The sequence below is a fragment of the Ignavibacteriales bacterium genome, from assembly GCA_016709765.1.
Classification (GTDB): domain Bacteria; phylum Bacteroidota; class Ignavibacteria; order Ignavibacteriales; family Ignavibacteriaceae; genus IGN3.
Genome location: JADJMD010000015.1, coordinates 81,123 through 100,298, shown reverse-complemented (window position 1 = coordinate 100,298; position 19,176 = coordinate 81,123). Strand labels below are relative to the sequence as shown.

Here is a 19,176-nt window from a genome sequence, read left to right as displayed (position 1 = left end):
ATCTTTTGATATGAAAATTTTCACTCCTTCACAGATAGTAAAGGAACTTGATAAATATATAATCGGTCAAAACGAAGCTAAACGCGCAGTTGCAATTGCGATTCGTAATCGCTGGAGGAGACAACAGGTTACTGATTTTCTTCGCGAAGAAATAATGCCGAACAATATTATTCTTATCGGACCAACAGGTGTTGGTAAAACAGAAATAGCACGCAGACTTGCAAAACTATCCCAGGCTCCATTTGTAAAAGTTGAGGCATCAAAATTTACAGAAGTTGGATACGTTGGAAGAGATGTTGAATCAATGGTGCGCGATCTTATTGAAGTTGGTGTTAATCTTGTAAAAGCTGAAAAAGCTGTTGAAGTGCAAGCAAAGGCAGAAGAACTTGCTGATGAAAGAGTGCTTGATTTATTAATTCCGCCTGTTCGAAAAACTAAACCTGCACCAGTTGCTCAGGAAAATGAAGAGCAGCAGTCTGCAAATGGGGAAGAGAATGAGGCCTATCAAAATCAAAAAACACGCGAGTGGATGAAATTAAAAGTTAAAAACGGCGAAATGGATGATAAGATGATTGAGTTTGATTCACAGGCACAATCATCAATGGGTATGCAGGTACTTGGGCCTTTTGGTATGGATGATATGGGAATTAACATTCAGGAAATTATGGGCAACATAATGCCTAAGAAGCGTAAGAAAAGAAAAACTACTGTTAAAGAAGCAAGACAAATTCTTGCACAAGAAGAAATGCAAAAGCTTATTGATATGGATGTTGTACAGAAAGAAGCGATTGAACGTGTTGAAAACTCAGGTATGATATTTATAGATGAAATTGATAAAGTTGCCGGCGGCGGAAAAGCTCAAGGTCCCGATGTTAGTCGTGAAGGCGTACAACGTGATCTTCTTCCGATTGTTGAAGGATCAAACGTAAATACTAAATACGGCGTTGTACGAACTGATCACATTTTGTTTATTGCTTCAGGAGCATTTCACGTTTCAAAACCATCAGATTTAATTCCGGAATTGCAAGGCAGATTTCCAATACGTGTAGAGCTTAATAGTTTAAGCGAAGATGATTTTGTTCAAATATTAACAACTCCGCAAAATGCATTGTTAAAACAATATGGTGCACTTCTGGAAACTGAAGGTGTGAAATTAAGTTTCAGTAAAGATGGAATAAGAGAAATTGCCCGCATCGCAACAGAAGTAAATGAACAAGTTGAAAATATTGGCGCAAGAAGATTGCACACGATCTTAACAACACTACTTGATGAAATACTTTTTAATGTCCCGGATATAATTCCATCAAAAACCGTTAAAATTGATGCAAAATTTGTAAAAGATAAATTAGAAAAGATTGTTAAGGATAGAGACCTTAGTAAGTTTATATTATAAACAATCCCATTCTAAATAGATGACATCTTTCAAAAAGATGTCATCTATAAATTGTTTGATAATCGGCAAATAATCCCTTCTTTACTTTCAGTCAGTCCTTCCATAAGTTTAAACCATCATTTATTTCATAGGGGTTCTTTATGAAAAAGTTCGGATTAATTTTCATTTCTTTGATTTGCTTCAGCCCATCAATTACAATTGCTCAATGGGAAATGAGATATCCTACACAGCCCACCTCTGGTATTAATGATATTTACTTTATAAGTCAATCATTTGGATTTGCGGTAAATAGTTCAGGAAGTATATTAAAAACAATCGATGGTGGTTTGAATTGGAATATTATCAAACACTATCAAAGAGATTATTTATCCGAAATAAAATTTATAGATAGCCAAAATGGATTCTGCATTTCGCCTCATTCTTATATAGGTGATTCAAGAGATTTTATATTTACAACGGATGGAGGCAGTTACTGGGAATCAACATATCTTGGAACAAGTGACGCAATAACTTTTTTACCTTTATCAACATCAGAAATAATTAAAAGCGGAGATCAGGGAACAATATCAAAACTAGATAATTTTTTTGGACTTTGGAGTGAGCGTTATCGTATGCCTACATATTTTGAATGGGACATTGACGTGCCATATGGAGATATAAAACAATTCGAAAAACTAAACTCGGGAAGAATTCTTGCGCTCGGTTCAAGTTGGAAAGCTTTCCAGGTAAATGTAATAACTGATTCAGTTGCGTTTATTTTGTATAGCGATGACAATGGTGGCACTTGGGATTCTTTATGGTGTGATCTGCCAGAGATTTTATCAACGTTCTCATTTACTGATAATAATTTTGGTTGGATGGGTGGAAATGAAAATAAAATTTATCAAACCACCGATGGTGGAATTACCTGGCAACTAAATTATTCAGAAATAAATCCTGATCCCTACAGTTCAATTGCTAAAATTAAAGCAATAGATCCTTTAACAGTTTTTGCTGTTACTACAAAGGGAAAAATTATTTCTTCTTCAGATGGAGGAGTAAGTTGGGATACTACCTCTATCGTTCCTTACTCCTACTATGAATCCTATTTTAATCTCCATTTTATTAATTCTCAAAAAGGATTTGTTTTTGGCTCGGATTTATGGATAACTACAAACGGCGGAACCAACTGGAATAAGGTTGATAATTCAATAAAACCTAATTTTATGAAAATTCAATTCTTAAGTACTCAACTGGGTTTTGGAATAGGTGGAGATGGCTATTATGGTGGATCTTCTTTTTATAAAACTTCGGATGGCGGATATAGCTGGGCAAAATTGTATGATGGAAATCTAAATAGTTCCTTCAATGGATTTTTTATGCAGGATTCACTTATCGGCTGGGTAACTGAATTTAATCAACTTTTTAAAACAACAAATTGCGGTTATGATTGGACAGAAGTTTTTGTTGATACTTTATTAGAGTTTATAAGAGGTGTAGAATTCTTTAATAGAGAATTAGGTGTTCTTTTTGAAGTGCGTCAGAACCTGAATGATTACACATTAAATTATCTTACAACAGATGGCGGAGAAACCTGGCAAAAGTATCAAATGGGTGATCAACCCTTTCTAACTTCTTTCCTAAAAATAAAACGAACCGATCCTTCGCATATCTGGGTTGTTAATCAACAAGGTGTATGGCTTTCAAGAGATACCATAAAAACCTGGGCAAAAATTAGTTCCGAAGTTGAAGGGTGGGCTGCCGGTTTTGATTTTCTTGATTCTCTTAATGGATGGGTTGCACATATTGATGGCCAGCAGGATAAAATTAAATTTACTAAAGACGGCGGATTAAGTTGGACAACACTAATGAAACCATATATGGTTCAAACTCAGGATTTAGTGATTGATGGAAGAGATTATTTTGGGAGCATTAATGTTACAGTTGCGGGATTGGAAGGAAGTCTTTTTAGATATTTAGAGGATTGGAATTACGCTTATCAGCAAAATAGCTTTACAAATGGTTGGCTTATGTCCATTTCTATTTACAGGGATGGAAATACTGCCCATAAGTGGATTGCGGGTAGCGGAGGGTTAATTCTCTACAATAATGAATATATAACTAATATAACTGAACAAAACCCAGAACAATTGTCAGAATTTAGATTATATCAAAATTATCCAAACCCATTCAACCCAAGTACAAAAATAAGTTGGCAGGCGCCAATAGGCGGTTGGCAAACATTAAAAGTTTATGATATTCTGGGAAATGAAGTAGTAAAACTTGTGGATGAATATAGAAATGCCGGCAGATATGAAGTAAACTTTGATGCTTCTAAACTATCATCTGGAATTTATTTTTATCGTTTACAGACTGGATCTTTTATTGAAACTAAGAAAATGTTATTGCTAAAATAATTTGCATAATAGTATGTTAATTTTAAGTGAAAAATTTAAAAATTGATTTAATGGAAGAATTGTTAAATGAGAAAAATTAGTTGCTTACTTCTGATCTTTTGTATCGGATTTTACCCTAATTCATTTGCTCAAGAAAATAAACAAAACAAGGGTTTAGAAAATTTAGGGAACCCTAATTTCACTAATCTAAATATCAACAACATTTCTACTTTCTTCTATAATAATGGTATTTCAGATATATCTAATATGGGTAATTCTGGATTCGTTTATCCGAAAGGTACTGGTAAAACTGCTGTATTTTCATCAGGATTATTATGGGGGGCATTAGTGCCTGGTGATCCTCAGCCACGTGTTGGTGGTAGTGCTTATAGAAGCGGATTAAAGGGCGGAAAAATTATTGCAAACGGTGTTGCAGAAAATCCAAACTTAAATCATGTAAGAATTTATAGAGTTCGACGTGATGTGTATCCCGGTGGACCATTTATAGATCTATCTTCAGAAATATATGATGAGGGAAAGACTGAACAGCAAATAAGGGATCAGTATGAAAAAGATTGGTTAGACTGGCGCGCGATTGATGGTGCCCCATTTGAAGATAAAAATGCGAACGGTATTTACGAACCAGCCATTGATATTCCAGGAGTGGTAAATGCTGATCAAACAATTTGGTATGTAGCGAATGATTTAGATTCCACGCTAACTGCATATCTGTATGGAACATTGCCACTTGGTATTGAACTTCAGGTAACTGCCTGGGCATATAACAATGATGAATTCCTAAACAATGTTCTTTTCAGAAAATACAAGATGATCAATAAATCCGGGACACCATTTAATGACGTTTATGTTTCTATGTGGGCAGATATTGATTTGGGTGATGCTGGTGATGATTTAGCCGGATGTGATACAACACTAAATCTTGGTTACGTATATAATGTACAGGAACGTGATGATGTATACTATCCTGGATCGCCGCCTGCTTTGGGTTTTAGTCTTTTAAAAGGTGCAACCATTTCAGAAAATTATAATCTACCAATGACAGCGCATTATTTTTTCTATGGCGGATCTCAAGATTGGGGGGACCCACCCCAAGGTTATCATGATGGCTCAACTGAGTTTTATAACTTTATGCGTGGTAGAAACCCTCACACCGGCGACCCATTTATCAACCCAATTACAGGGAATCAAACATCATTTGCACTTTCAGGTGATCCTCTAACAAATAATGGATGGCTGGATTTAATTGGAGGTGATAGAAGAAATGGAATAGCCTCTGGTCCTTTTCAGATGGCAGTGGGGGATACGCAGGAAATTGTTATTGCAGAAATTGCAGCTCTTGGATTGGATAGATTGGATTCATTTAGAAAATTGAAAAATTTTACTGCTCTGACTAAGAGTTTTTATGATTCCGGGATGAGCAATGTGTTCATCAATAAAACTCAAACCCCAAAAGCAGAAGTTAAAAGCACTATTTCCCAAATCAAGATAGATTGGAGTTCTAACTCTACCTTATCAGACGCGATTGAAAATTTTAACAAGAATGGTTACAAATTTCAGGGTTATAATGTATATCAATATCCTGAAGGTTCTGTGTTGAAGGAAAGCAGTGTTAGAGTTGCTACTTTTGATATAGTAGATGGTGTAACTGTAATACAGGGGATAGTAATTGATCCAAATACAGGGTTACCCATTGAAGGTATATTGCAAAATGGAACTGACTCAGGAATCAATAGATTTTTTGCAACTGATTTTGACTATATAAATAATGAGCATATGATTATTGGCAAGAAATACTATTTTGGGGTAACTGCTTATACATACAATTCTGATATTCAATCTGATCCAAGAAGTACCGAAAGTAATGCTAATATTATTCAAGCAATATATTACGATGACTACCCTGGGGCAGCATATGGAGACAATATTACGATTACGCAAACTGCTGGTGATGGTGAGGCTGAAATTTCTGTTGATGTAGCAGATCCAACAAAATTAACAGGCGACAAGTACGAAGTTTACTTTTCAGAACAACAGGAAATAAGAAATCAAAATGGAGATTGGGTTCCGGCTTCTGTAGTCAATAAATTAAATAGTCCTAACGATCTGACAGGATCTTCAATATCTCTATCAGCCATATATGCTGATACAACCAGTCTGGGAATAGAGTTGAATTTTAATTTAGATTTAGTTTCCTCAAACGGTGCATATGCGGATGGAGTACAAATTATTTTCCCCCCGAATGTAACAATAATTAAAGCTCCACAATTTTATGCTTCAGGGGAATATATCAATCCCGAAATTGTTGGAAATGTTGTAAACTTAGGATTAGTAAATAACCAACAGACTGGAAATGGAATTTTTAAAGGTGGGGAGACATGGAAAATATTCATCAGTCATTTCACCCCACCAATGTCGATTGATTGGATTGTGTTTGATGATGGTTATGGAATACCTGCAGTAAATGAGGAAGGAAGTACAATCATTAATTCAATAGGATTTTTAACAAGAGATGCAAAATATTGGAATGTAAAAAATGTAACAAAAGATTCGCTGGTCCTATCAAATCAATCAATTGTAGATGGTTATTATCAGTTTCCTCCTCGTGATCTTGAATTGAATAAACGTTACACCTATTATGATTCCCCAGTTGCAGATGGATTAAAGGTAACTGTTAATAGAGCAGCTTATGAAGCACCAATAGAATTTTCCAGTATATCATTAAGTCCTAGTAGTAGTCCAACAACACTATCTTCATTTAGCTCCACCGCAAATCTTGATATACAAAATTATACCATCTTCGGCGGTACGATAAGCAGCAAGGCTGCTGATATTTATGGATTTGGTACTAATGATCTAGAACTACTTCAGCAGGATTATGAATTAAAGTTTACCGGGGTATGGGATTCAACAATTGTTAATTCTCAAAAAATATTTTTTATAAAAAGTGGCGGGCAAATGGCAACTATCTTTGCGGGCCCTACTGCCAATTCACTTGCAACTCATCCTCTTAATCCCAATCCTGGATTGAATAATCCATTTTTACTAAGAATACCATTTGAGGTGTGGAATAAGGATACTAAGCAACAAGTTAACTTAATGTTTAGGGATCGGATTCAATCTTCAACAGCGGACCCATTCTTTTCTTGGAATCCTAAGAATAGAATGTATGCAGTAATTGTTAATTCACCGTATGAGGCAAACACTATAATTACTGCTTCAACTTCTGATTTAAAGAATATTCTTGCAACTTGGGTGCTTGTATTCTATGGAACAAATTATACACTTGGTGATGTTGTAACCGTTCACTATGCGAATCAAATTAAGTTTGGTGTTGACAAATTCACATTCACGGCACCTCGCGGAGTGATTGAAGAGAAATTGACATCTTATAAAGTTTATAATAATTATCCCAATCCATTTAACCCTGCAACAAAAATACGTTTCTTTTTACCTGAAGCAGATTTTGTAAAAGTTGATGTGTTTGATATTCTTGGGCAAAGAGTTGCAACACTTACAAATAAAGAATTTCAATCGGGGATTCACGAATTAGATTTTAATGGGAGTGCATTTGCCAGTGGAATGTATATTTACACGCTTGAAGTTAAAGATAGATTTTTTGAAGCTAAAAAGATGCTGCTCTTGAAATAATAATTCCTTTATTTTAATCGTTGACATTAAAAAGGCGATAAGGAGATCGCCTTTTTACTAAGCCTTCTCATCATACGGGCAATGGCGGCATCCGCTGCCGCAACAGTAACCGCGTTTTAATAAAAACTCAGCGGTAAGTACCGCAAAATCAGTATCAGGATCAATGTATATATCATTTTTTTCATCGATAGCTTCTTTGTGCAGTTTAATTATCTCATCGTATTTAGGATAGTTTTTATTCAATCGGGATATTGTATATAAATTTTCTTTAGATTTTGTATTGGACATAAACTCAAAAATTCTTTCTTGTTTTTTTCAAATATAAGTAAGAGTTGTGATAATTCTATATAATCGCCGTACATAATTACTAATCACCATCTATCAACACAAATAATCCCACCTAACAATTGAATTATAAAGAGCATTATAGTTCACTATTTTTGAATATGATCATTAAACTTTTTGGTAATTCAAATTGTCAAACTGAATAATTATTATTAAAAATTCTAAAAACTAATAAACTATGCTTATTTATTTAATTTTATGAGGCTTGCAATGAACAAAATTAAATTACTTTTTATACTATGTATTTTATTTCTTTCGCCAAATTTATTTTCCCAAAAAGATTCATCCGATTCAAAAGATGACTGGAAATGGCATTGGGCTTGGCAGGATTGGGATGATTTAGAAGATTGGGAATTAGATTTTGGATTTCATAATACACATCCCGCTATATCTTTGCAATATGGTTTAACAAAAATGAACAGAGAAGATTTGCAGACGGAATTTGTTGATCCAAATCTGTTAGAGTTAAAGTTAGGTTATATTAAAGATATAAAAGCGTGGCGAACTGATTATATTATAAAACATAACTATAAGTTTTTATACTTAAGTAATGAATCAAACAAGCTTGCTGGAAAAACTGCTTTGGGTACTGAAATAGAATCAAGTATGTGGCGTTTTGGTTTCGGAAGCTCAAATGGGTACGGATATAAGCTTGGTGAAACTGCTGCAATCATTCCATACAATTCTTATACTTTAAACTGGTCTAACATTGATTTAAAATTCCCTGATATTCGCACCTTTATTCCTGATCCGGATAATGATGTCTTAAATCTGTATGATGAATCTTTTAGATTTGGTACAAGCAGCGAAGGCGGCATTAGAATAAAAGCTCTTGATAACCTTATTTTTGATGCAGGATATGAAAGATCAATCGTATTTCAGCGGCACTTATTCTGGAAGTGGGCTGGCAGTGCTATAATTGAAGGTATAGGACAAAGTTTATTGGATGGATTTATTAATGAGGTTTTTGAATCTTCACCCTCAGCAGGACCGATCGTAAACTTCCTGTTAAAGAACGGATTGGCTTACGGAATGTATGAGTTAAGACAGAAAAAAATGAATTGGCCGTTTAATAGTGAAGCACCAATTTCTTATGATCAATTTAAATTTGGTGTTACCGTAGTTTTTTAATTTTATGATTATTTAAAAAAGAAAACCCGACTTGTATTGGTAAGTCGGGTTTTTTCGTATCTAAAGTTTAGCGTTATTTAATTAGTGTCATTTTTCTGTTCATCGTGTACAACAATTCATTAGTTTTTATTTCAATTTTGTATATATAAATACCGCTTGGTAGACCAATGCTAATCGTATTGGATTCAAATTTTAATTCATGTTTTCCGGCAGGTTTGAATTCATTTATTAGTTCAGCAATTTCGTTACCAAGAATATCAAAAATCTTTATACTAACATTCCCATCAATTTTAGATTGCCAGCTTATAGTAGTGCTTGGATTAAATGGATTAGGATAGTTCTGATATAATTCAAAATCATTTGTTAAAAAGTATACATTTATAATATCTGAATACTCAAACCGACCATCGTTATCAATTTGTTTTAATCTATATTTTATCTCTGCAACACCGTCAGGGTTTTTATCGATAAAAGAATAATCTTTTGGTGAATTAGAATTTCCATTTCCATTTACAAATCCAATCTTTTCCCAACCCGTGTTGTCATTCTGAACTTGGTTCAGAATCTTTCGCTCGATCTCAAACCCAAAATTATTTATTTCGGTTGCTGTTTGCCATTTTAATAAAATTGTTTTGCCAATAATTTTTGCAGAGAATGATGTAAGTTCAACGGGAAGGGGATCAGTAATGATATTTTCCGGCTTAACTTCGCCAAATCCATTATACATATCCCAGTTTCCATTTTCAGACCCTTTGGCTCTTGCAAGTGCTCTTGCAGAATCAAAACTACAGTTGAGTTTGTTCGCAACAAAAGCAAGTTGCCCGGCAACATACCCATTAGAAAAACTTGAATAATTATTTAGAGTAATTGGATCCTTTGAATAAAACTCTAATCTGTAGCCAGTCATGTTGCTGTCTATACCTGCACCTGTAATTACCACTGGAGATGTCAAAACGTCACCAAAAAAAACTTGAGTGTAAATGTTACTGCCTGCTGGCATTACTAATTCTATAGAAGGATAGTCTGGTGCAAGCCTAAGTCCTGTAGAAAGGCCAGAAGTTGAACGAATGATTAAATCATAATCATTTGCAACTGCATAGTCATAACTAGATTGAAGAGTATTGGAATAAAGAATTACCTCGCCGGTAAAAGGAGTGTTGTTGTAACTTTCGTAACCAAGAAGAAACGACGTCTTAACATCAAGATCGTGTTGACCGCCGTATCCGGATATTATAATCTTATCTATTTGCTGCGCAAAAATATTTTGTGCAGCTAAAAAAAGAATTAAGACACAGCAATATAGCTTTTGCATCTTTTTCCACCCGATTTATCCCATTTATATTTTTTGTGCCGATAAAGGCACACCATTTACAATGTATTATCGAAGGGAAAGGAAATTATTTTAGGGTGGATTAAACAAAAAAGCCATCTTTAACAGATGGCTATGAGAAAAAACTTAATATTAGTTACTCAAATTTCACTTTGATATTTACTATTTCTGAACTGCTGCCAGTTCTAACCGGCGGGCCCCAAGTGCCTGCACCAGATGAAACGTAATAATGTGTGTTGCCTTTTTTCTTGTAACCCCAACTTATTTCATAAATCATTTTTGTGATAAGATTAGCTGGCCAGATTTGTCCATGATGTGTGTGTCCGGAAAGTTGTAGGTCTATTTTATTTTGTTGTGCTTGTTCTAATTTAAATGGTGTATGGTCTAATAATATTTTCGGATAATTATTAGGAATATTTTCTACAATTTCTTCAAGTGATTTTCTTTGTTTGCCTGTGAATTGGGGCATAGAACTGTCTTCTCTTCCTATTAAATAAAAACTGCTGTCTATCAATTCGTAAGAATCACGAAGGAATTTTATTCCAAACTTCTCTGCAAATCTTACACATGAATCAACTCCATTTATAAATTCATGATTTCCATTTATTGAATAAAGGCCGTATTTAGATCTTAATTTTTTAAACGATTTGCCAATATTTCTTTCATCTAATACGCTTGCTTTATCATCAACTATATCTCCTGCAAGTAAAATAATATCCGGATTAAGTGAATTCATTTTATTTACAATTTCGACTAATAATCTTTCACCATCGATAGGAGAAAGATGTATATCTGATGCCATTACAATATTTAGCACATCAAGTTTGCTATCGCCTTTGGGAATCGTAATCTCAATATTTCTAATCTCAATATTTCGTTTATTTAAATTCCCGAGAAACACTATTAATCCAACAAGAGCAATTACAATTATTGCAGTTAATCTTTTTACGGTTTCATAATTATTTGTAATGGTTGAAGGTAGAAAATGAAACCATCCATTAAAAAGTCTTACAATATCGATCAACAAAAGAGAAAGAATAAAATAAGCTAGAAACGCAAACCATATTGCACCAACTCCGAGTAAAACATCATATGCTAAAGGTGACAAATACTTATAAAGTACTTTTGCTATTACATATCCATAGGCAATTATAATGAATAAAATCGCATAAATAGGTTTTAATACAGGATAAGAAGAGATTACCTGCCAGCCACGAATAAACACATAAAAGTTAAGTGATGTGTAAACAGTTAAAAAGATAATGAAGAATAATGCCATAAGTCCTTAAATGATTTTTATTTAAAACAAAAGTTATAAAGATAAGTTCAATTTTATATTGGTGTGAATCACAAAAGACATTTTGTAATAGGTGTTGAGAGTCATTTTGAGGAAGTGATACACGCAGGCAGACAAGATTGGTAGAGAAATGACATTAAGAGTAAAATAATACAAAAAATCCACTGCCGGTTGATTCGCATTCTGCTTCATTAAAGATCAGGACTCTCCTCTGGGCATCAGCCGGCAATGGATGTGAGTATTTAATAATTTAGTTTTTATTTATATGAATGAAGCACTTTCATATAATTTGCACGTTCAAATTTTGCAGGATCATCAACATTCATATAGCTCATGCTACCACGCATTTGTTCAATTGATTCGTATTCTTTTTCTTCCATCCAGGCAACTAAGTTTGTTGTAACATCTGCAATGTGCCCAATTCCAAACTTTAATAAGGATGAGAGCATTTGCGTAACTTTTGCTCCTGCCATAACCATCTTAAGTACATCTTCTGCAGTGTAAATTCCACTTGTTGCAGCAAGATCAGCATTAACTTTTCCGTACATCATTGCAATCCATCGCAATGGTAATCGCATCGCCATTGGAGTACTTAGTATTACATTTGGTACAACATCAAGAGTTTCAAGATCAATATCCGGCTGATAGAAACGATTGAACATAACCAATCCATCTGCACCGGCGTTGCTCAATTCATTAGCCATGTAACTAGTTGAGCTGAAGAATGGATGCATCTTTACTGCAATAGGAATTTTAACATTTGATTTAACAGCTTTAACAATTTCAACATAAGTTTTTTCTATTTCGCTTCCGGATTTTTTTAGATCTGTTGGAAGAAGATAAATATTTAACTCAAGTGCATCTGCGCCGGCCTGTTCCATCTTTTTTGCGTAGTCAGTCCAACCACCGATAGATTTACCATTTAAGCTTGCAATGATTGGAATATCAACTGCTTCTTTTGCTTTGCGGATGTGATTTAAATATTCATCCGGCCCAAGCTTAAAATCAAATGGCTCCGGCAAGTATGATGTAGCTTCTGCAAAACTTTCTGTATGAGCAGATGTATGATAATCTAATTCTAGTTGTTCGTGTTCAATTTGTTCTTCAAAAATAGAGTAAAGAACAACTGCGCCTGCACCAGCATCTTCCATCTCTCTGATGTTAGATATTTTTTCTGACAACGGACCTGCAGAAGGAACGATTGGCGATTTTAATTTTAATCCCAAATAGTTTGTTGTGATATCCATTTTATTTTCCTTAACTAATACTTATTTCAAATTCATAAAATTCCATTCCGTCCTAGTAAAAGGACGGAATGAGTTCAATTAATTATTGTTCTGATTTCTCAGGAACGTAAGCTGCAAGTCTCTCATATTCTTTCCATCTTCTCACAACATCTGCCTGAGCTTCTTTAATCATTATAGCTGCTTCTGTTGGATGAGATTTTGTTAACATCTTATAACGTGTTTCCATATACGCATAATCTTTTAATGGAATCTTAAGCCCTTTTGAATCAAGTTTAAATGGATTCTTACCTTCTGTTTCAAGATCAGGAGAGTAACGATACAATGGCCAATGTCCTGAATCCACAGCCGCTTTTTGATTTTGCATTGCAGTTCCCATATTTATACCGTGTGCAATACAATGGCTGTATGCAATAATCAATGAAGGACCATCATAAGCTTCTGCTTCTAGGATGGCTCGTAATGTATGCTGATCATTTGCGCCCATTGCAATTTTAGCAACGTAAACATTTCCGTAAGTCATTGCCATCAAACCAAGATCTTTTTTGGCAGAGGTTTTACCGGCAGCAGCAAATTTTGCAACTGCAGCACGTGGAGTAGATTTTGAACACTGTCCACCTGTGTTTGAATAAACTTCTGTATCAAGAACTAAAACGTTGACATTTTTTCCTGATGCAAGAACATGATCCAAACCGCCGTACCCTATATCATAAGCCCAGCCATCGCCGCCCATAATCCAAACAGATTTTTTAACAAGATAATCTGCAAGACTTAGCAGATGCTTTATTTCACTTGCCTTTCCATTAGCTCCAGCTTTTAACATATCTTCCAATTTTTTCTTTAAAGCACCAACTCTTTCTCGTTGATCATAAATATCTGATTCATCATTTTGTTTTGCGTTAACTATCGCATCAATTAAATCTGTGCCGATCTCTGAAGCAAATCCTTTTAGTAATTCTTTTGCTTGATGATTGTGATTATCAATTGCTAATCTAAATCCGAAGCCAAACTCAGCGTTATCTTCAAAGAGTGAATTGGACCAAGCCGGACCGCGACCTTCATTATTTGCTGCCCAAGGAGTTGTTGGCAAGTTGCCGCCGTAGATTGAAGAACAGCCGGTTGCATTTGCAATGATAGTTCTATCACCAAATAATTGACTTACTAATTTTACATAAGGTGTTTCTCCGCAGCCTGAACAAGCACCAGAAAATTCAAACAATGGCTGCAAGAATTGTGAGTCCTTTATTTTTGAAACTGCAACTCTTCTTCTATCAAGATCAGGAATGTTGAAGAAGAAATCCCAGTTTGCTCTTTCCTGTTCACGGATTGGAAGCTGTTCAGCCATATTAATGGCCTTTAACTTTGTTTCCTTTTTATTCTTTGCGGGGCAAACATCAACGCAAATTTCACATCCAGTACAATCTTCTACCGCAACTTGTAAAGAGTAATATAAATCTTCGCCATAGTCTTTGGATTTGAATTTTGTGTATTTAAATGTTGCAGGTGCGCCTTTCAAATCTTTTTCTTCAAAAATCTTTGCCCGTATTGTAGCGTGAGGACAAACGATAACACACTTATTACATTGAATACAAGTATCCATATCCCATACTGGAACTTCTAATGCTATGTTTCGTTTTTCCCATCTTGTTGTTGTTAGCGGAAAAGTTCCATCAACAGGCATTTTACTTACAGGTAGAAGATCACCTTCGCCGGCAATAATTTTTGCTGTAACTTCTTTCACGAAGTCAGGAGCATTACCTGAAACAGGCGGCTGCAATTGAAGTTTACTTGTAACATTTTTAGGAACAGAAACTTCAAAAAGATTTGCAACTGTTTGATCAACTGCATTAAAGTTCATCTGAACAATCTTATCACCTTTAGCGCCGTAAGTTTTTTTAATTGAATCTTTAATCATGCTAATTGCTGTTGCTTGCGGAAAGATTTCCGAGATTGCAAAAAAGCATGTTTGCATAATTGTATTAATTCTAGCACCCATTCCGGTTGCTTCACCAACTTTGTAAGCGTCAATAATCCAGAATTTCATTTTTTTGTCTATAAGATTTTTCTGAACTTTTTCAGGTAACGAATCCCAAACGTGTTCTTTATCTATTTTTGTGTTAAGTAAGAAAGTAGCGCCTTCACTAGCATCTTTTAACATGTCCATCTGTTCCAGAAAAACTTGTTGATGGCATGCTATAAATCTAGGTTGGTTAATTAAATAAGTTGATTTAATTTCTTTTGGTCCAAATCTTAAGTGTGAAACCGTTGTTGATCCTGATTTTTTAGAATCGTAAACAAAATAACCTTGTGCAAAATAATCTGTTCCTTCACCAATAATTTTAATTGAGTTTTTATTAGCTCCAACAGTTCCATCAGCACCAAGACCATAAAACTTGCCGCGGAACGTTTCAGCTGATTCAACTGAAAATGTTGCATCAAATTCTAAACTGCTGTGTGTAACATCTTCAATAATTCCGACTGTAAAATGAGCCTTAGGTTTTTCATTCGACAAATTATCATAAACTGATTTAACCATTGCAGGTGTAAATTCTTTGGAAGATAAACCGTATCTGCCGCCAACAATTTTAGGAAAAGCGAATTGCAGTTCGCCTGCCATATACTTTTCTGAAATCGCATTTACAACATCTAGATAAAGCGGTTCGCCGCCGGAACCTGGTTCTTTTGTTCTGTCTAAAACAGCAATAGTTTTTGTTGTTTTAGGTAATGCTTTTATAAAATAATCTAATGAGAATGGTCTGTATAATCTAACTTTTAGCAATCCAACTTTTTCGCCTTTGCTTACTAAATAGTTCACAGTTTCTTCAGCAGCCTCACTACCTGAGCCCATCATTATTATAATTCTTTCAGCATCAGGAGCGCCAACGTAATCGAATAAATTGTACTGTCTTCCGGTTAGTTTTGAAAATTTATCCATTTGTTTTTGTACGATTGCAGGACACGCGTTATAAAATGGATTTACAGTTTCTCTTCCTTGGAAGTAAACATCAGGATTTTGTGCAGTTCCTCTCATTACAGGGTTATCAGGGGTCAATCCGCGTTTACGATGCGCGATAATCAAATCATCACTCATCATCGCTTTCATATCTTCTTTAGTCAGCTCTTCAATTTTCATTACTTCGTGTGATGTTCTGAATCCATCAAAAAAGTGAATGAAAGGAATGCGTGCTTCTAAAGTTGCTGCTTGTGAAATCAATGCAAAATCCATTACTTCCTGAACTGAGTTTGATGATAATAGTGCAAAACCTGTTGAGCGTGTTGACATAACATCTGAGTGATCGCCAAAAATTGATAGAGCAGCTGCGGCAATTGATCTTGCAGATACGTGGAAAACTGTAGAAGTTAATTCACCAGCAATCTTAAACATATTAGGAATCATTAACAGCAAACCTTGTGAGGCAGTAAATGTTGTTGTAAGTGCCCCGGTTTGTAATGCTCCGTGCACACTACCTGAAGCACCACCTTCACTTTGAAGTTCGCTTACTGAAGGAATCATGCCCCAAATATTTTTTTATTAACTGCAGCCCAGGCATCGCACCACTCGCCCATATTTGAAGAAGGTGTGATGGGATAAATAGCAATTACTTCGTTTGTATTATACGCTACATACGCTGCTGCTTCATTGCCATCTATAGTTACTTTTTTTCTGTCCATTATTATACCGTTTAGTTATTAGTTTGAAATTTTTTCGGATATCAAGTGCCTATATTTACCCAATAATAGTACCAAGCAAATAAGCCCAAAAACAAAGAATTTGAGCAATAATCAAACAAATATTTTAAATGTGAAGAAATAAATTGAAGTGCTTTTCCCACTTTTAAGAATAATATTTTGGTAACGTAAACTATTGTAAGTTGTAAAGATTATAGGATTGAATAATAACCACTTTATTGTCATTAAGTTTTATTAAACATAATTTTACTGCCAGCATAATACTTTCACTTTTTTAACATACTTTTCAGGAGCTAAGATGGATACTTTGAATACCGGTTTTAATACTAACTACAAACCAATGTCTATTGGCGATTGGTTAATTACTTTTCTTATTCAAGCAATACCGTTAGTTGGATTTATAATGCTTTTTGTTTGGGCTTTTGGTGATGGAACACATCCAAGCAAAAAAACCTGGGCGCAGGCTTCATTAATCTTTGCATTAATAATGATCGTTTTAGCAGTCATCATTTTAGCGGCAATGTGGACTTTAATTAGCTCATTATTTTCTAGCGGATACAATATTCGCAGTGTGTAATTGTAAATAGATAATAAAACCCGATTCAGAAATGAATCGGGTTTTTTATTTAATAATACGACCGCTGATACTTTATTTCTTGTGTATTTGTATTCCAGATGCAATTTTTCCAGTCAAACAAAAAAAGGATGAACTATGAAAACTAAATTCACTCTTTACTTACTTCTCTCAATTCTTCTCTTCTCATTTACGCAAACTTTTTCTCAGGTGGAAAGAAAAGAAGTTGGAAATCTTGTGATGGAAAACATTCCTGAAATTCCACAGCAATTAAAGGATAGAATTTTCCAGTATCAAAACACTCGTTCTGCTTCCTTTCAGGATTGGCTACACAATGATGAAGGAATTTTAATTTCTACTCGATTTGCTGAAACTTCACAATTCCACAAAGTAAAAATACCTGGCGGTTCGCGTGAACAAATTACATTTTTTACAGAGCCGGTTAGCGGTGCAACTCTTTGCCCAGATAAAAACAAAAATATTTTTCTTTTTACAAAAGATGTTGGCGGAGCTGAATTTTATCAAATATTTTCATTTGATGTTGACAACGGAAACTTCAAAATGCTAACTGATGGCAAATCTAGCAATGGCGGAGTTAGTTGGAATAATAAAGGTGATAAGTATTCCTACTTCTCCACAAAACGTAATGGAACTGATTGGGATATTTATGTCGCTGATATTAACAATCCCGAAAATGCAGAAATGGTTGCAAGCGAAGGCGGCTCCTGGTATGCTGTGGATTGGGCTCCGGATGATAAATCATTAATCATTGGTAAATATGTTTCAGCAAACGAAAGCTATTTTTATACACTCGATCTTAATACAAAAAAATTAACTCAGGTTAATCCATCATCAGAAAAAATTGCCTACGGCGGTGCTGCCTACTCAAAGGATGGTAAAGGAATCTTTTTCACTTCAGATGAAAATGCTGAATTTCAAAGACTTCGCTATTATGATCTTCAATCAAAAAAGTTTACTGTTCTTACTTCAGAAATTAATTGGGATGTTGAATCATTTACACTTTCTGAACAAGGCGATAAACTTGCTTTTACAATCAATGAAGATGGAATGGCAAAACTTTTTATACTTGATACAAAAACTATGAAGTATAAAGCTGTTCCCGGAATTCCGGTTGGACAGGTTTACGGTTTATCTTTTAAACCGGATGGAAAAAAACTTGCTATGGTTTTAAACACTCCTCAATCTTCCGGCGATGTTTATGTTATGGATCTTTCTAACAACTCACTTGAACGTTGGACTTACAGTGAAGTTGGTGGACTTAACACTTCTAACTTTGTTATTCCTGAACTTGTTCACTTCCCAACTTTTGATCAAGTTGATGGTAAACCGAGAATGATTCCAGCTTTTATCACTAAACCAAAAGGCAATGGTCCATTTCCTGTTGTTATTGATATTCACGGCGGACCGGAAGGGCAGGCACAGCCATATTTTAATCCGATTGTGCAATACTATGCTAACGAAATGGGAATTGCAGTTATCGAACCAAATGTGCGCGGCTCAAGCGGATATGGAAAATCTTATTTACAGCTTGATAATGGTTTTAAACGTGAAGAATCAGTACAGGATATTGGTAAACTTTTAGATTGGATTGCAACTCAGCCTGATCTTGATGCAAAACGTGTTGCAGTAACCGGTGGGTCCTACGGAGGTTATATGGTGCTTGCTTCGATGACACATTTTAATGATAGATTAAAATGTGCAGTTGACATAGTTGGGATAAGCAACTTTGTAACGTTCTTAACAAATACCCAGGATTACAGAAGAGATTTACGAAGAGTTGAGTATGGTGATGAACGTGATCCGAAGATGAATGAATTTTTACAAAAGATTTCTCCAACAACAAACGCACACAAAATTACAAAACCATTATTTGTTGTGCAGGGTTTAAACGATCCGCGCGTACCTTATACAGAAGCAGAGCAGATTGTTGATATTGTTAGAAAGAACGGTGGAGAAGTCTGGTACCTGCTTGCAAAAGATGAAGGTCACGGTTTTAGAAAAAAAACTAATCGTGATTTTTATATTTGGTCTGAAGTTCTTTTTTTAGAAAACTATTTACTGAAGTAGTAACATTTTAGCTGTCACGGTGCGACCGTGACAGCTAAAT

General features: G+C 34.9%; 10 protein-coding genes and 1 pseudogene. 6 read left to right on the top strand and 5 right to left on the bottom strand.

Annotated elements, in window-relative coordinates; translation table 11 throughout:
• The first annotated feature begins 10 nt into the window (after nt 1-10).
• The 3 genes from hslU to IPJ23_17705 all read left to right on the top strand — a co-directional run bounded on the left by hslU (nt 11) and on the right by IPJ23_17705 (nt 7,437).
• Nucleotides 11-1,393: an ATP-dependent protease ATPase subunit HslU gene (hslU, locus tag IPJ23_17715; GenBank protein MBK7632494.1), complete on the top strand. Its 1,383-nt coding sequence runs from the start codon at nt 11-13 to the stop codon at nt 1,391-1,393.
• Nucleotides 1,394-1,533: 140 nt separating this feature from the next.
• Nucleotides 1,534-3,789: a T9SS type A sorting domain-containing protein gene (locus IPJ23_17710; GenBank protein ID MBK7632493.1), complete on the top strand. Its 2,256-nt coding sequence runs from the start codon at nt 1,534-1,536 to the stop codon at nt 3,787-3,789.
• 66 nt (nt 3,790-3,855) lie between these two features.
• Nucleotides 3,856-7,437 carry a T9SS type A sorting domain-containing protein gene (locus tag IPJ23_17705; GenBank protein MBK7632492.1) on the top strand — a complete coding sequence of 1,194 codons (3,582 nt, stop codon included), beginning with the start codon at nt 3,856-3,858 and terminating at the stop codon, nt 7,435-7,437.
• 57 nt (nt 7,438-7,494) lie between these two features.
• On the opposite strand, the gene IPJ23_17700 is transcribed toward IPJ23_17705, so the two are convergent.
• Entirely contained in the window at nt 7,495-7,725 is a 231-nt protein-coding gene (locus tag IPJ23_17700) for a hypothetical protein (protein ID MBK7632491.1), read from the bottom strand.
• Between the two features lie 267 nt (nt 7,726-7,992).
• Here IPJ23_17700 and IPJ23_17695 point away from each other — a divergent pair, with 267 nt between their 5' ends.
• Nucleotides 7,993-8,913, top strand: coding sequence for a hypothetical protein (locus IPJ23_17695; GenBank protein ID MBK7632490.1), 921 nt, complete (start codon nt 7,993-7,995; stop codon nt 8,911-8,913).
• Between the two features lie 73 nt (nt 8,914-8,986).
• Here the strand turns inward: IPJ23_17695 and IPJ23_17690 are convergent, their stop codons facing one another.
• The 4 genes and pseudogenes from IPJ23_17690 to nifJ form a co-directional block, all read right to left on the bottom strand.
• Entirely contained in the window at nt 8,987-10,225 is a 1,239-nt protein-coding gene (locus IPJ23_17690) for a T9SS type A sorting domain-containing protein (protein ID MBK7632489.1), read from the bottom strand.
• Nucleotides 10,226-10,379: 154 nt separating this feature from the next.
• Nucleotides 10,380-11,522 (bottom strand): metallophosphoesterase, encoded by a 1,143-nt coding sequence (locus tag IPJ23_17685; protein MBK7632488.1) that lies wholly within the window; start codon nt 11,520-11,522, stop codon nt 10,380-10,382.
• Between the two features lie 275 nt (nt 11,523-11,797).
• Nucleotides 11,798-12,787: a dihydroorotate dehydrogenase-like protein gene (locus IPJ23_17680; protein ID MBK7632487.1), complete on the bottom strand. Its 990-nt coding sequence runs from the start codon at nt 12,785-12,787 to the stop codon at nt 11,798-11,800.
• 82 nt (nt 12,788-12,869) lie between these two features.
• A pseudogene (gene nifJ / locus IPJ23_17675) lies at nt 12,870-16,456 on the bottom strand (pyruvate:ferredoxin (flavodoxin) oxidoreductase).
• 316 nt (nt 16,457-16,772) lie between these two features.
• On the opposite strand from nifJ, the gene IPJ23_17670 reads away from it, so the two are divergent.
• Together IPJ23_17670 and IPJ23_17665 are read left to right on the top strand one after the other, a co-directional pair.
• Nucleotides 16,773-17,051: a hypothetical protein gene (locus IPJ23_17670; protein ID MBK7632486.1), complete on the top strand. Its 279-nt coding sequence runs from the start codon at nt 16,773-16,775 to the stop codon at nt 17,049-17,051.
• 135 nt (nt 17,052-17,186) lie between these two features.
• Complete coding sequence (locus IPJ23_17665) at nt 17,187-19,136, top strand: S9 family peptidase (GenBank protein ID MBK7632485.1); 1,950 nt, start codon at nt 17,187-17,189, stop codon at nt 19,134-19,136.
• The last annotated feature ends 40 nt before the right edge of the window (nt 19,137-19,176 follow it).

Excerpts from the sequence above, each read along its gene's own strand:
- IPJ23_17710 (MBK7632493.1), top strand. The coding sequence starts at position 1,534 with ATGAAAAAGTTCGGATTAATTTTCATTTCTTTGATTTGCTTCAGCCCA.
- IPJ23_17680 (MBK7632487.1), bottom strand. The coding sequence starts at position 12,787 with ATGGATATCACAACAAACTATTTGGGATTAAAATTAAAATCGCCAATC.
- IPJ23_17695 (MBK7632490.1), top strand. The coding sequence starts at position 7,993 with ATGAACAAAATTAAATTACTTTTTATACTATGTATTTTATTTCTTTCG.
- IPJ23_17665 (MBK7632485.1), top strand. The coding sequence starts at position 17,187 with ATGAAAACTAAATTCACTCTTTACTTACTTCTCTCAATTCTTCTCTTC.
- IPJ23_17685 (MBK7632488.1), bottom strand. The coding sequence starts at position 11,522 with ATGGCATTATTCTTCATTATCTTTTTAACTGTTTACACATCACTTAAC.
- IPJ23_17690 (MBK7632489.1), bottom strand. The coding sequence starts at position 10,225 with ATGCAAAAGCTATATTGCTGTGTCTTAATTCTTTTTTTAGCTGCACAA.
- IPJ23_17700 (MBK7632491.1), bottom strand. The coding sequence starts at position 7,725 with ATGTCCAATACAAAATCTAAAGAAAATTTATATACAATATCCCGATTG.
- IPJ23_17670 (MBK7632486.1), top strand. The coding sequence starts at position 16,773 with ATGGATACTTTGAATACCGGTTTTAATACTAACTACAAACCAATGTCT.
- hslU (MBK7632494.1), top strand. The coding sequence starts at position 11 with ATGAAAATTTTCACTCCTTCACAGATAGTAAAGGAACTTGATAAATAT.
- IPJ23_17705 (MBK7632492.1), top strand. The coding sequence starts at position 3,856 with ATGAGAAAAATTAGTTGCTTACTTCTGATCTTTTGTATCGGATTTTAC.